Origin of the sequence: Paenibacillus sp. FSL L8-0708 (assembly GCF_038009325.1) — a bacterium.
Classification (GTDB): Bacteria; Bacillota; Bacilli; order Paenibacillales; family Paenibacillaceae; genus Paenibacillus_AQ; species Paenibacillus_AQ odorifer.
On record NZ_JBBPBC010000001.1, the window covers coordinates 1,947,330 to 1,962,088 of the forward strand.

Here is a 14,759-nt window from a genome sequence, read left to right on the forward strand (position 1 = left end):
GAAATGAATTCCTATGAAAAAGAAAATCAATTGGGCACCTGCTTTCTTTGTAGGTCCGCATGTCATTTTGTTTGCTGTCTTCATTTTATTGCCAACGATTTATGGGATTTATGCTTCATTTACAAAATGGAATTTAATGAGTGATCCGGTATGGGTAGGCTTTGATAACTATAAGGCTATTCTTTTTGACAACAGTTCAACCTTTCATACTCAATTTTTCAGAGGCCTAAAAAATACATTGATTTTCGTTGCTATGTCTGTTCCGTTGCTGATTATTATTCCATTAATGGTCGCGGTGGCGTTGGAACATAAAAAAGTTAAAATGAAGAGCTTAATTCAATCTATTCTTTATATTCCTGGCTTGATTTCAATTTCTGCGGCCGCACTGATTTGGCTGTTGATCTTTAATAAGCAACTTGGGATCACTGGTAATCTATTTGGATCACAAATTGCTTGGCCTGCAAATCAACCCTATGCGTGGATTATTATCATTGTAATTACTTTATGGGGTGGTATTGGGGGCAACATGATTATCTATCGTGCTTCCTTAAGTGGCGTTTCTCAAGAGTTATATGAATCGGCTGAGCTCGATGGTGCGGGTTCTATTAAAAAATTCACTAGTATTACCTTGCCATCTATTCGTTTTCCATTAATTTATACCTTTGTTATGACAACTGCGGGTGCCTTTAATGTATTCGGCCAACCGTTAATGATGACCGATGGCGGACCTCGACAAAGTACACACGTTCTAATGATGTATATTCGTCAATTAGCTTTCGGTAACGGTGAGTCCATCGCCGGGATGGCATCAGCTATGGCAGTTTTACTGGGATTAGTTATTTTGGTGATCTCAGCGCTGCAATATTTTGTAATGAACCGAAATGCTTCATAGGTTCGCAGAAACTAATTGACTAACAAGGAAATGGAAAAGGTAGGTGTACTAAAATGTCAAACCAGGCAGTAAATCCAGTTGTAAATACAACAGGCAAAATAAAAGGCTCCTCCAGTGTAAGTATTTCAAAATATATTTCCTATATATTTCTAGGTATCCTATGTGTGATTTGGATCATTCCTGTTATATTCGGGATTTCCACCTCATTTAGATCACAAACGGAAGTAGTATCCTCGGGCTTTAGACTATTTCCTAAAGAGTGGGTCTTTGAGAACTACGTTACAATCCTAAACAATACCTCTACAGCTCCAATTCTACGTTGGTTAGGTAACTCATTGTTTATTGCTACATCTCACACCATTCTGGTTGTTATTGTTATTTCGATTACAGGTTTTGGATACACCCGTATTAAGTTTAAAGGAAGAGACACATTGTTCTTTACTTTGCTGGGGATCTCCTTCTTCCCGGGTGTTGTTAACTTGATTCCTTCTTATAAAATCATTGACTCCTTTGGTTGGGTGAATACTTCCTGGGCTATGATTATCCCTGGTCTTGCGGGTATGGGTAATATCTTCTTGGTCAGACAGTTTATGAACGGTATCCCAAAAGAATTAGATGAATCGGCTAAAGTTGATGGTGCTAGTGACTTTAGAATTTTCGCGCAAATTATATTGCCGTTAGTTAAACCAATATTGATTGTTTGCGGATTGTTCTCCTTTACTGGATCTTGGAATGACTTCCTCTGGCCGGTTATCGTGTACACAGACGTAGACAAAATGCCAATTACTGCTGGTTTGCTCTTATTGCAAGACATATACGGAAACTACCGTATGATCGGACAATTAATGGGCTCGGCAATCATGGCGATTATTCCAACATTGCTGCTATTCGTTTTTGCACAAAAATACTTTGTTCAATCCATCAACCTGAATTCGGGTATCAAAGGTTAGATCGAATGAACTTAAACTTAAATACACCTTGACTTCTTATAAGGAAGGGTGTGTTTTGGTGACCTGCAAATATAAAAAAGAGATAAATATAGGAGTTGTCATTGTGAGAGAATTTAATGTGAAAAATCCACTAGTTGAGCAACGAGCAGATCCTTGGATCTATAAACATACTGACGGGTACTACTATTTCATAGCTTCAGTTCCGGAGTTCGATAGAATTGAGCTTCGCCGTTCTGAATCTATTCAAGGATTGGCTGAGGCTGATGGAAAGACCATTTGGGTTAAGCATGAAACGGGTTTGATGAGTGCTAATATTTGGGCGCCAGAGATTCATTATATTGATGGAAAATGGTACGTGTATTATGCAGCTGCACATACCTCTGATACGAAAGATGGCTTATTTGATCATCGCATGTTTGCACTAGAAAACTCATCCGCAAATCCTTTAGAGGGTGAATGGGTGGAAAAGGGTCAAATAAAAACAAAATGGGAATCTTTTGCCTTGGATGCAACAACTTTTGAGCATAAAGGAGTTAGATATTACGTTTGGGCACAAAAAGATCCTGCTATCCCTGGCAATTCAAATATTTATATTTCCGAAATGGAGAACCCTTGGACACTAAAAGGTGAGCAGGTGTGCATCACTACTCCTGAATACGATTGGGAAAAAATCGGATTTTTGGTGAACGAAGGCGCGGCAATCCTTAAGCGTAATGGACGTATTTTCATGACATTCTCAGCTAGTGCAACAGATCACAACTATTGTATGGGATTATTGACTGCTGATGAGAATAGTGATTTAATGGATCCAAAATCATGGGTCAAGACACCTGAACCTGTGTTTACGACTTCTGAGGAAAATGGCCAATATGGTCCGGGACATAATAGCTTTACTGTCTCTGAGGATGGCACACAGGATATCCTTGTTTTCCATGCTAGAAGCTATAAGGAAATTGTCGGAGATCCGCTTTACGATCCGAATCGTCACGCACGTGTGCAAGTAATCCAGTGGAATGAAGATGGAACGCCAAACTTTGGTGTACCTAGACCGGATACGAAATAAAAAGGGATTTGTCGCATAAAACAACAGAGCAATGATTCTCCCAGAGGTGGAGAAACACTGCTCTGTTGTTTTTTATAAGAGTCATAGTTATAACCCTCCTGAGGCTTAAGGACTCAGCTGACGCTATTTGCAATTTTTTAGTCATTTGAGTAAGGTTGCGGACCCCAGTGCAGCTATTCCTTTAGAAAAGGTTCATTTTTGCTGATCTTCAAGCCAATAACGACTTTAGGGTCCGTTAGGTACGCAAATTTGTGATAAAGTTGCATTTAAGGTCAACGGTGTCCGATAGTTGCTTCGGGAACGCGTAAAAGCGAGTTGATCAAGTGAGGTACTCTTATAATGGAAGATCCCGTCTTCTGAACAGCTCTACTCCCAAGGAAAAGGTGAGCACTCCGATCAACAGCAGCCAACTGGAGACCTGAATAATCTCCACGTTGCCCTGAACGATTTCCCCGGGTTGATAGAAGGAGAATAAGGTTAGGAAACGCAGTCCTTCAAGTTTGTCGCTTATTTTACCGAGTAGATCCAGAGTGAAAAATCCGAAGGCGATGGCGCCGGAAATTCCGAGCGCTTTTTTCTCGTCATTACATACAGAGGACACGAGAAAGGTAAGGCCGCCTACCGCAAAAAATAATAAAAAGGCCACGGTATTCAGCTGAGCGAAGCGACCGCTGTTAAAGTCATATTCACTGCCAAGAAACCATGCTTTACCTAATAATCCGGCGAGGGTGGTTACACCCATAATTAAGAGCAATGCTGTAGTGAGTACAAGTGCCTGCGTGGTGGCGACTTTTCTCCGTGTAGTTGGGGCTATGAGCAGATAAGCCATGGAGCCGCGATCCACGAGTCGAGCCATTAGCTGCGTTGACATTTGCACACAAACTATGGAAAGAATCAGAACTAGTATAAGTCCATAATATTCTCCGGAGATAAAAGCTTCAGCACTGGTAAATCCGCTATTTAACCCAAAGGCTTTACCCACACCCTCTGGCATCGCCTTAATAAGGTCATCAATTGCTTGTGTACTCCCCGCAATCCCTGGATAAAGCCAGATCATAAACAGAATATAGAAGGCAGAACCAAAGGCGTAATTCAATATTCCTTTCAGGTTCACTCGCATCATTTCCTTATAGAGCGGAAGATTCATTGCACTGCCCCCTCGCGGTCATAATAGTCCATGAAGATGTCCTCTAGATTCTGCGTGAATACGTCGATGCTGCGGATATTGTATTTTCCAGTTTCCCGGATGAATCGATCATAATTGCCTTGCACAGCTATGCGGACCCTATTTCCCTCATGAGCTTCCACTTGTAGGCCGGAGGCGGCAAAATCCACTGCATCTTCACTATTCGCAAAAATGACCTCAAACAGCTTCCGTTGCATCGATTGTAGTTCATGAATATTTTTTACGGTGATAATCCGTCCGTCTTTAATAATTGCGGCGCGGTCACAGGTGCGTTCAATTTCCTGAAAGCTGTGTGAGGACATGAGAAAGGTAGTTCCGGCTGATTTTTCCTCCAGTACCAGATCAATAAATACCTTTTGCATGAGCGGGTCGAGACCCGAGGTAGGTTCATCCAGAATAATAACTTCAGGACTGTGCATAAAAGCAGCGACGATTCCGACCTTTTGCTTCATTCCCTTTGACATTTTTCGGATCGGAGTTGTGGCATCAAATTGCAAGCGTTCAATCAGCTGCTCGCGTTTGGTAGTATTTTTGATTCCCTGCATGGCTGACATGAATTTAAGGAAAGAAAGGCCCGTCATCCCATCAAAAAAGTTAATTTCACCGGGTAAGTAGCCAATATGCTTCTGGACTGTCCCTTGTGCCTTCCATACATCAAGCCCATGGATACTCGCATGCCCTTGATCTGGTTTCATAAAACCCATGATATGCCGTATGGTCGTCGATTTACCCGCACCGTTAGGACCCAGAAATCCAAAAACCTCGCCTTTATTTACGGTAAATGTTACATCTTCGATTCCTTTGCCATTCGAAAATCGTTTAGTTAAGCCTTCTACTACCAGCATGCTGCCACCCCCGCCGCAAAATAATGAACTATTATGAATCAGATATTTCATATGTTATATTATTCCTAGTGGTTAATGAAGTCAATATAATTATGAAATAATTGAAATGAAATATTTCATTAAATTTGAATATGCATACTTAATAACGAAGTTAGGGTGGAAGCTATGAATGGATTTGAAAAGAGAGCAGCACAGATTAAACTCAAAATTATGAAAACTACCATGGAGATGCTCAAGAACTGGGAACCGAAACGTCTACGGATCGCTGATATTGCGAAAGAAGCAGGGGTCTCTCAGGTGACGATTTATAATTATTTTGGCAGCAAGGAAGCGCTGCTTAGTGAGTCTTTTAAGGACTTTGTTCAGAAGGAAATTCAGAAATTTGAAGATTACATTTATCAAGAGCATTCTCTAAAGGAGATTATGGGTTACATTCTAACCATGGAGAGGGAAACTTACAGCGGTTTATCTCCCGCAACTGTGAAGGAGCTTATGGTTGAGGATCAAGAAATGTTCCATTATATTGAGGAACGATATGCGAATGACATTTTGCCGGTGCTGGTGAAGATGGTCGAGGATGGGAAAGCGCGGGGAGAAATCTCAAATAAAGTATCCACCAAAGGGATACTTTCACTAATGGGGATGTATATGCGTAATGCAGGTGAGCTTCTAGACGAAGCTAGCAAACAGGAAGATATGGATGCCTTCATCGAGGAAGCCATCCATATTTTCTTCTATGGCATTTGCGGGAAAGAGTAAGGGGAGCTTGAGCTGCGAGAGCATCACCCTTAATTGATCAGGTGAACAGCGGATTTCCATTCATGCCGACCCAAAGAGCGGATTGTTCAAGCTGGGCAGCAAGCTGAAGCAACAAATCTTCACGGCCTTTGTTCGCCATGACTTGAACGCCTAGCGGCAGGCCAGTTGCTGACTTATGGACGGGCACACTCATTGCAGGCTGGCCTGTCAGATTTGCGAGCTGGGTGAACGGTGTATAGGTTAGGCTTGGCTCAAACATCTCGTAAATTAAGCGGCTCTGTTCTTCTTTTGGCAATTCATTTACGTGCAGCAGCTTTGCTATCTCTGCAGGTTTATGTGTTAATTCACCAATTTTGGGAGCAGAGTTTGCATTCGTAGGTGTTATATATAAGTCGTAATGATTAAACAGTTCCGCCATTTGGGCGGCTGCAACGTCCCATTCATCCAGACTATGTACGAATTCGGCCGCTGAAACATTTTTTCCAGTCTCACCAAGGACCCACGTAATGATATCGACATCGTCAGCAGTTATGGAACGTCCCATATTTCTCTCCAGGGAGACGAACATCGCTGCTACCTCTCCGGCATTCATCGTATAGTAGTTCTCCATCAGTCTTGTGCCATTCACAGGACTTTCTGTTTCTTCAACCGCATGTCCTTCAGCTTCGAGCCAGTTCACGGTTTTGAGAACAGCATTTACGGCCTCTTCAGAGACAGGCGTACCTACTGGGGAAGCCGTCGTAAATCCAATTCGTAGTTTACGTTGCGTAGGCTTAAACAGGTCATCCAGATATACGCCCGGGTATAACGGGGTCTGGAAGGCGGCTTCTGGCTGCACAACCTGCAGCAGATCTAACATAGCAGCGCTATCGCGAACGGACCGGGTTAAGGCAAAATCAATAGAAGCCCCTTGCCATTGACGGCCGACTCCGGGTCCTACTGGTGTGCGCCCGCGCGTGGGTTTAAGTCCGAATAGGCCTGTGAATGAGGCGGGAATACGGATGGACCCACCACCATCACTGGCTCCCGCTACTGGAACAATACCAGAAGCTACAGCCGCTGCGGCTCCGCCACTTGAACCTCCAGGAGAATATTCGTGATTCCAAGGATTACGAGCAGGGCCATGGAGGACATTCTCTGTAATGTTTTTTAAGCCGAACTCGGGTGTATTCGTATGGCCAAGTGGAATAAAGCCGGCTTTCCTAATTCGTGCAACATAATTTGAATCCCACCGTGCGACATTGTTCTTCATCAGCATAGCCCCACAAGTGATGGGCTCGCCAGCGATAGATTGGGAAATATCTTTTAATAGAAACGGAACGCCAGCAAACGGCCGAGTGTTATCCTGAACAGGCATCTCGTCGGCTTCTCTAAGAGCAGCTTCACGACGGGTGCGCACCACCGCATTTATGACCGGATTGATCTCATCTAACCGAGCGAAGGCGGCTTCGACCAGCTCACGAGGTGAAATTTCACGTGCTTTGACAAGTGAAGCAAGTCCTAGAGCGTCATAGGTAGAGTAAGAAAAGGACAAATTAGATACCCACTTTCAATTTAGGATGATTATTATATTATACATCCCATTAGTTATTTTTTGAAAATGGGTAATCTGACATCTATCAATTCTTTTTTACGTCATATTAGGCTATACTTAGTGTTAAATGATTTTATGGGGTGTACTGATGAACGAAGAGAAATATCAGAATGTGGATGGATTAATGGAGGCTTTCCAACAATTCGCTAGAATGAACTGGCGTAAAACCACGATTTGGGGCTTGAAGCCAAGTGAGGTCCGGATGTTGGTTTCTTTAAAGCTTGGTAAAGAACGGGAAGGGAAGAAGGGACAGACGGTTTCGGAGATTAGCAAGTTTCTGAAAGTCACCTCTCCTACGGTTACCCAAATGCTCAATAGTCTGATTGCACAAGGATATGTGGTGCGTACTTCTGATGCACAGGATCGCCGAGTTAGTGAGATCACGCTTACGGAAAAAGGGGAGCATCTGGCTGAGATGGCTGTAACGAAATCCCGGAATACCTTTAAAGGTATGATTGATTACATGGGCAAAGAACAGACGGATACGTTAATGGAGCTGTTAAACGGAGTCTATGTTTACTTCGAAGAATTGAATGATCAACCAAACGAATCCTAGCCCTTCCTATAAAAAAAGAGATGCCGCACAGCCTAAGCTGTTTACGGACATCTCTAATGTAAGGTTATTTGCGATTAATGTGCAGCAGGCACAGATTTTTCGAGTTTTTTACTCCCGTTTTTATCCTCTGCGTGTGTCTCCATTTTTTTCTCTCCACTACGTAATGGAATCTCTTTAAGGAACAGAACGAGCAGTGCTGCGATAACTAACAGCGCCGTACCACTTAAGAACACAACTGTCAGGGAATCGCTTAGTGCGTTCCGCAGCATCTCAATCAATTGATTGAAGAGCGGCTGGATTTGCTCTGGCAGTGTTGCATGCAATTCTTTAAGCTTAGGCTGATCTAGCAGCATTTGAGGATTCATAAAGGCAGAAAGCTGTTTAGCGGATTCAGGATCAAGTTTGGATAAATCCGGACCTTTGCCAGAGGACACCGCTGCCTCTAATTTTTTGGTTAATGAGGAGTTCATAATGGTACCCATGATGGCAATACCTATGGTTCCACCTAAATTACGGAATAAAGTATTTGTAGCAGTAGCAACACCTAGCATTGAAGGCGCTACAGCATTTTGTACGGTTAGTGTAAATACAGGCATCGATAGTCCTAACCCAACCCCGAAGATAATCATGCTGACTACAGCCGTAGCAATGTTACTCATAAAGGCCATTAATATCATGGCTACAACCATGAATGGCATCCCCATTAGAGCATAACGTTTATATTTTCCTGTTTTGGAGATCCATCTTCCCACTAAAGTACTTAGTACAATCATAGTAAGTGACATTGGCATATTGATGAAACCAGATTTAGTTGGGGAGACACCCTCTACCCCTTGCACGAAGAAAGGCAGGTAGATCATTGCGCCCATCATACCGGCATTCATCAGGAAGCCGACAATCATTGAGATGGATACGATGGAATTTTTAAATAAGGATAATGGCAATACTGGGCTTTTAGCTTTACGTTCAATCAGAATCAGGATAATCAGACCCAGAATGGAAGCCCCAAACAAGCCGAGAATCTCCGGAGAACCCCAGTCATATTTTGTTCCTGCCCATGAAAAGCCGAGCAAGAGCGCAACAATGGTCAGGGAAAGGAAAATGGAGCCTAAGTAGTCGATGGACTCAGATGTAGAACGCGTGGTTTTAGGGAACATTTTCAAAATCATAAAGAAGGCCACGATCCCGAAAGGTAAGAAGATCCAGAAAATCCATTTCCAAGCCATGTGATCTACCATGAATCCGCCAAGGGTAGGACCAATTACGCTGGAGAAACCAAATATTGCCATCATAATTCCAGTCCACTTGGCTCTCTCTCTTGGAGCGAACAAATCACCTACAGCGGTTACGGTGGCCGACATTAGAATCCCGCCGCCTAGACCTTGAATCCCGCGATAAGTGATCATTTGAAAAATGTTGGTCGACAATCCGGATAGGAAAGCACCTATAATAAAAATGACAATCCCTGATAACAGGAAGGGCTTTCTTCCGTAAATATCGGATAATTTACCGACAAGTACGGTGGCGATGGTTGAGGTGAGCATATAGATGGTAATTACCCAGGTATAATGTTCAATACCTCCAAGCATCGCAATAATTCGGGGCATTGCTGTGCCCACAATCGTCTGGTTGATTGCTGCGAAAAACATAGCCGCCATTAAAGCAATCATAATTGTAACTTTCTTTTTCTGAGTGAGATGCTCCAGAGCAGTTCCTCTCCTTTAACTTCTATATATTGTAGTTTGGGAATTCAGTCGTAATAATTAGGTAGCCAAACTATCATTTATGTATAATACACAAATTCATCAATTAGCACAACAGGTTAATTATTAAATTTTAATTTAAAGAGAATTTGAATTTGACTTGATTTTTTGGGAATAGGTAAGTAATCTAATTAGATTGAGGTATATTGGAGGTGCCCTATGGATACCCATGACAATCAAGAGCAGAAGCTGATCATAGCCCTTGAAAATATAAAGCGTCTGACTGCTCGCCCCTACTCGATTGATGTAGTATCGTATAGAGAGTTTGTTATGATGTACGTCATTCACACTGTTATGAAGCAAAAGAAAGCCACTGAAGGTGACAAACAGCACCGGGGAGTTATGATTTCTAAATTAAGTGACCTGCTCCAGATAAGTAGACCTACTGCCACGCAAATGGCAAATACTTTGGAGGAAAAAGGTTACGTAGTGCGTACAACATCCGATACAGATCGTCGGGTCGTATATATCTGTCTGAGTGAGCTTGGAGAGCAGATTTATAGCAGGCAGATGGCATCCTATTCCGGTATTTTGAGTGAAATCACGCAAAAGGTCGGTAAGGAAGAGATCGACCAGCTGATCTTTTTGTGCGATCGTTTTCAAGAAGCGGTGCATGAGGTCAGAAGCCGTCATTTTTTTCCACAGTCGGATGAGGAGCCATTAGTTATAGATTCAGTATAGAAAGCCCAACATCAAAAGATATTCCTGCAGACCTGCGGGAACATCTTTTTTTGCATCTTAGAGCAAGGAGTGATTATCATCAGAATATTAGCAATTAGTGACATTCACGGAAGTTATGTAGAATTCAATGCCCTATTATCAAAAGTGAATTATCGCCCGTCGGAGGATAAGCTTATTTTAATGGGAGATTATGTGGATAGAGGTCTGGACAGTAAAGGAATTGTGGAGCAAGTGATGACTCTGCAGCAAGAATGTGGAGCTATAGTTCTCAAAGGAAATCACGATAAAATGGCTTGCGATGCGCTCACCAGCGATGATGATAAATTGGATACCCATTGGCTAACTAACGGCGGATTTCATACACTGATGAGTTATTGCGAGGCGGGCTACGAAGGATTGCAGAAGGATTTTGGCTGGAAGGATTATATGCAGCTAAAAGAAAAAATTAGGCGGGACTATAGACATCATATAGACTTTCTGAGCACATTGCCGCTTTATCATGAGACGGAAGAACATATTTTTGTTCATGCAGGCATTAATCCATTAATAGAGGATTGGAAGCAGCAGGACCCTTATGATTTTATCTGGATTAGAGAACCCTTTTATAAGAATCCGGTAGTTAGCACTAACAAAACGGTTGTTTTCGGTCATACTTCGACGATGGATCTGCATGATTCAGAAGAAATCTGGTTTAGTCCACTGGGAGATAAAATTGGCATAGATGGCGGCTGTGCATATGGCCAACGACTAAATTGCTTGGAGATTTCCGCAGGGAAATACATAACGCATTTTGTTCGGAATGGTGAGACGCTTTGAGCGTTCTCCCATTTTTTTTAGAATAGTAATGAATTAAACGTTAACTATGTATAAAATAAAGATAGGAGGGGTGCAAATAGGTGAATGCGAACAGCAAATATCATATCCTCATGCAAGGGGCCGTCAGCAAGAATGTGAGCGAAACCTGTAAGGAGTTTGGCATTTCCCGGACGATCTATTATAAGTGGTCTAAAGCTTATCAACAACATGGAATGGATGGACTTGGGGAGAAGAAAAGAAAGCCGGTAATGCCTAATAAAGTAGATAAGAGAACGGAAAGATTGATCTTGGAGTACGTCGCCAGATTTCCTGAGGATGGGCCTAAACGCATCTTTTATGAACTGCAAGATGAAGGTATGCAAATAGGGGAATCCGGTATTTATAATGTACTACGTCGAAACGGACTAAATAAACGAATAGAACGTGAAGCTTACGCCAATCAAATCAAAGCAAAGAAGAGGAATGGCGCACAATCCACTCACACTAAAGGATTTAAAGAGAAACGGAAAATACTAGATTATAAGATGAAGAATCCGATAAATGCTCATCCCGGGTATATGTGTCAGCAGAGTATTAGCTATTTGGGAGTTTTCCCGAGGGTCGGAAAGGTATATCAATATGTAATTTATGATGCCTACTCCAGACTAGGTCTAGTTAAGCTATACAATCGGAAATCTACCATTCATTTTATAGATTTTATGCATCTGAAAGTTCTCCCATTGATGAAGACATTAGATTTTCATATCGATAATCTGGTTACGAACAAAAGCCGTGAATTCATTACGAACTGGGACAGAGGAAAACATAAATATAGTGAATTTTTACATAAGAACAATATTAATCAAGTCGCTATAACGGTAGACCAAACAGAGATATTTCAGCCCTTGCAGCAATTTGCGGCGGTGTTGACCAAAGAATTCTACCAGCAGGCTTGGGTAGATGATACGATAGATTCTTTTGAAATTTTAGAAAAGCGCTTACATGAATACTTGAGAACCTACAACTTCAACAGGCAAATTACAGACGGACCTAATCAAGGTAAAATACCATCGGATGTCGCACTTGCCTATACGGGACAACGAGAAACTTTGCCATTATGGTTATTTACAAGGAGATAACGGATGATGACAAACACGAAGAATAAAGACCGAATTGGAATCATCGGTGCAGGGATTTCTGGGGTTACGGCTGCTTATGAATTAGCGAAAAAAGGATATACCAACATTACCCTCATGGAGAAGTCGGATAGAGTAGGAGGAAAGTGTCATTCTATTGAGTACAAAGGAAAAAGTTATGAAATGGGGACGCTAATCGGCCTGCCTACCTATAAACATACGATGGATTTTATGAGAGATTTTGATCTTATGGATAGGGGACCATTGTTAGAACGTGGATTTTTTGATAATAATGGGAGAAAAACTTCACAAATTCCCATGGAGCAGATAGAGGCGTTTACACAAGAATTCAAACGATTGCCGGATATTCTAAAACGCTATGAGTCTCTCCAAGAACCGGGTTTTCTCCACTTACCGCCAGATTTATGTCAGCCATTTTCGCAGTGGTGTGTAGAGAATAAGCTGTCTGTCCTTGAGCAGGTCTACATGCATTATTTTAATACTTTTGGATTCGGTGGTATCCATAATGTGCCCGCTGCATATGTGCTGAAATTTCTAAGCTATGATAATCTGTTGTCGTTTATTGAAATTACTCATATGATAACCTGGCCTAAGGGTGTTACTGAGCTGATTAGACGAATGGCCGACCAAGTGAACGATCTACGCCTGACTTGTGAAGTGCTTTTTATGGAGCAAGAACAAGATGGGCAGGTTCGAGTAGAGACGAGTCAGGACATCTTTTATTTTGACAAGGTCATTTATACAGCAGCTTTAGAGCAAATGGGCGATACAGTTAGCCTGTCAAGTGAGGACAAAACTTTATTAGCGAATATAACCTATGAATGGTTTAGGGTATATGCGTATAGAGTGAAGGGGTTGCCGGAGCTTTCTGGCTATATCCCCCGGAATATGTACCCTGAACGTAAAGGGCATATGATGGCATGGTACTATCGGTGGGCAGATATGGGAACTACGGATCTAGTTACGGTTTATGTAGCAGAGAATGAAGCTATGACTGATCTGGAAATGCGAGAGACGGTAGAAAATAAACTTCGCGAGCTGGGCGGAGAGAGCATTCGACTATATATGATGAAGCGTTGGAGGCATTTCCCACATGTGGATTCTAATGCGCTACATGAGGGATTTTATGAACGGGTTGATCAGATGCAGGGGAAAAACAATATCTATTTAGCTGGAGAAATCATGAACTTCCCTACACTTGAGAATTGTATTATATACGCGAAACACTTGGTTGAACGATTCTTTTGAATAACATTAATGAGGAACCTTGTCCACAAAGAAATTTGTCGACAAGGTTTTTTTACATTCAAGTTAGGTTTGCAGTATATAGTTCTATAGACATGTATTCTAATAGATTTCTCAGAAGAAAGGTAGAAAGTTTGGCGAATTCTAGTGCTAGGGTTGTGTAAACTCAACATGAAATGAAACTAAAAAAACACTGATAAATCAACGTTTTAAGCGATTTGATCGTTTAAAGAGGGATGGGCTATATTGGACCTGAGACACAGATTACATACACCAACCTACAAGGAGGAGTAAAACATGTTTTTATTCGAATCGATTCCCTGGTACTCTGCGCTAATGTGGTTAGTAGTACTAGCAGGATTAATGTTTGTAAATGAAATCGCACGGAAGAGCAAGTGGTTCTCAATCATTCTGTTTATAGTTGTCCCTATTGTTCTTACCATAGCGGTTTGGCCAAATACGGCAGGAGAAGGCTCCAGTACTGGAACATGGTTTCACTGGGTAAAAGTATATTCTGCTTTGGCAGGATGTATAGGGTTTATGGCTATCCGTTATGTTGAAGGATGGGACAAAAATAAATATATATTAATGTTCCCGGCTATTATCCTTGCAGTTAACATTCTTGAAGCAGTTATTCGTGATTTCCAAGTGTACAGCTTGCAAGGTATGGTGGATGGCGTAATGATGGTAGGTGGTCCTTGGAACATTATGAACGGGATCGCAGGTATTCTGAACATTATTACGATTTCTGGTTGGATGGGTATTGTGATCAGTAAAGATAAGAGTAAAGATATGTTGTGGCCTGACCAGCTTTGGTTCTGGATCATTGCTTATGACATTTGGAACTTTGCCTATGTATATAATGCAGTTTCTGACCATTCCTTCTATGCAGGTGCAGCATTGTTGATCTCTTGTACTATCCCGGCGTTCTTCTTTAAAAAAGGGGCATGGCTGCAGCATCGTGCACAGACTTTGGCGATTTGGATGATGTTTACGATGTCGTTCCCGGCGTTTGTTGGCGAGTCAAAGTTCTCTGTACAATCCTCTCATAGTGAAACCGCTCTGTGGATAGTAAGTGCATTATCTTTAGCTGCTAATATTGCAGTGTTTGGTTATCATTTCTATAAAATCATCAAGCATAAACGCAATCCGCTTAAAGAGGAAGTTTATACGGATTTAGCTGCTTATAAAGCTATTGCAGAGGGTGCGAATTAATAGAGACATTATAGTAATAGTGATAGAAGTTCCTCCTGCTTAAAGGGGGGAACTTCTT

The 14,759-nt window shown here is 41.9% G+C and carries 14 protein-coding genes; 10 read left to right on the plus strand and 4 right to left on the minus strand.

The annotated features are described in order from the left end of the window. Window positions 1–13 precede the first annotated feature (13 nt). From NYE58_RS08910 to NYE58_RS08920, 3 genes are all read left to right on the plus strand, one after another. Window positions 14–892 carry a carbohydrate ABC transporter permease gene (locus NYE58_RS08910; RefSeq protein WP_076138280.1) on the plus strand — a complete coding sequence of 293 codons (879 nt, stop codon included), beginning with the start codon at window positions 14–16 and terminating at the stop codon, window positions 890–892. A 53-nt stretch (window positions 893–945) separates the two neighbouring features. Continuing rightward, window positions 946–1,842 carry a carbohydrate ABC transporter permease gene (locus NYE58_RS08915; protein WP_036675639.1) on the plus strand — a complete coding sequence of 299 codons (897 nt, stop codon included), beginning with the start codon at window positions 946–948 and terminating at the stop codon, window positions 1,840–1,842. Window positions 1,843–1,945: 103 nt separating this feature from the next. Beyond that, the gene (locus NYE58_RS08920) at window positions 1,946–2,905 is read left to right on the plus strand and encodes a glycoside hydrolase family 43 protein (protein WP_076126274.1); all 960 of its coding nucleotides are present in this window, start codon (window positions 1,946–1,948) and stop codon (window positions 2,903–2,905) included. A 334-nt stretch (window positions 2,906–3,239) separates the two neighbouring features. On the opposite strand, the gene NYE58_RS08925 is transcribed toward NYE58_RS08920, so the two are convergent. After that, window positions 3,240–4,052, minus strand: a complete 813-nt coding sequence (locus tag NYE58_RS08925) for an ABC transporter permease subunit (RefSeq protein ID WP_036675636.1) — start codon at window positions 4,050–4,052, stop codon at window positions 3,240–3,242. Next, window positions 4,049–4,936, minus strand: coding sequence for an ABC transporter ATP-binding protein (locus NYE58_RS08930; protein WP_036675634.1), 888 nt, complete (start codon window positions 4,934–4,936; stop codon window positions 4,049–4,051). The genes NYE58_RS08925 and NYE58_RS08930 overlap by 4 nt, the downstream gene beginning before the upstream one ends. Before the next feature lie 165 nt (window positions 4,937–5,101). Here NYE58_RS08930 and NYE58_RS08935 point away from each other — a divergent pair, with 165 nt between their 5' ends. Beyond that, window positions 5,102–5,695 carry a TetR/AcrR family transcriptional regulator gene (locus tag NYE58_RS08935; protein ID WP_076277093.1) on the plus strand — a complete coding sequence of 198 codons (594 nt, stop codon included), beginning with the start codon at window positions 5,102–5,104 and terminating at the stop codon, window positions 5,693–5,695. A 37-nt stretch (window positions 5,696–5,732) separates the two neighbouring features. Here NYE58_RS08935 and NYE58_RS08940 read toward each other — a convergent pair whose 3' ends face one another. Next, complete coding sequence (locus tag NYE58_RS08940; protein WP_341001575.1) at window positions 5,733–7,229, minus strand: amidase; 1,497 nt, start codon at window positions 7,227–7,229, stop codon at window positions 5,733–5,735. Window positions 7,230–7,377: 148 nt separating this feature from the next. Between NYE58_RS08940 and NYE58_RS08945 the strand changes: the two genes are divergently transcribed. Beyond that, window positions 7,378–7,845 carry a MarR family winged helix-turn-helix transcriptional regulator gene (locus NYE58_RS08945; RefSeq protein WP_076126284.1) on the plus strand — a complete coding sequence of 156 codons (468 nt, stop codon included), beginning with the start codon at window positions 7,378–7,380 and terminating at the stop codon, window positions 7,843–7,845. 74 nt (window positions 7,846–7,919) lie between these two features. Here NYE58_RS08945 and NYE58_RS08950 read toward each other — a convergent pair whose 3' ends face one another. Continuing rightward, the gene (locus NYE58_RS08950; RefSeq protein WP_076192880.1) at window positions 7,920–9,551 is read right to left on the minus strand and encodes an MDR family MFS transporter; all 1,632 of its coding nucleotides are present in this window, start codon (window positions 9,549–9,551) and stop codon (window positions 7,920–7,922) included. Between the two features lie 216 nt (window positions 9,552–9,767). Between NYE58_RS08950 and NYE58_RS08955 the strand changes: the two genes are divergently transcribed. The 5 genes from NYE58_RS08955 (at window position 9,768) to NYE58_RS08975 (ending at window position 14,701) form a co-directional block, all read left to right on the plus strand. Then, on the plus strand, window positions 9,768–10,289 hold the full coding sequence (locus tag NYE58_RS08955; RefSeq protein WP_076126288.1) for a MarR family winged helix-turn-helix transcriptional regulator: 522 nt from the start codon (window positions 9,768–9,770) through the stop codon (window positions 10,287–10,289). 69 nt (window positions 10,290–10,358) lie between these two features. Continuing rightward, window positions 10,359–11,105: a metallophosphoesterase family protein gene (locus NYE58_RS08960; protein ID WP_305954103.1), complete on the plus strand. Its 747-nt coding sequence runs from the start codon at window positions 10,359–10,361 to the stop codon at window positions 11,103–11,105. A gap of 80 nt (window positions 11,106–11,185) precedes the next feature. After that, a complete protein-coding gene (locus NYE58_RS08965) occupies window positions 11,186–12,223 on the plus strand; it encodes a helix-turn-helix domain-containing protein (RefSeq protein ID WP_076277090.1) in 1,038 nt (345 codons plus the stop codon). Window positions 12,224–12,226: 3 nt separating this feature from the next. Then, a complete protein-coding gene (locus tag NYE58_RS08970) occupies window positions 12,227–13,489 on the plus strand; it encodes an FAD-dependent oxidoreductase (RefSeq protein WP_076184718.1) in 1,263 nt (420 codons plus the stop codon). A 294-nt stretch (window positions 13,490–13,783) separates the two neighbouring features. Further along, window positions 13,784–14,701 (plus strand): DUF5692 family protein, encoded by a 918-nt coding sequence (locus NYE58_RS08975; RefSeq protein ID WP_341001577.1) that lies wholly within the window; start codon window positions 13,784–13,786, stop codon window positions 14,699–14,701. Window positions 14,702–14,759 lie beyond the last annotated feature (58 nt).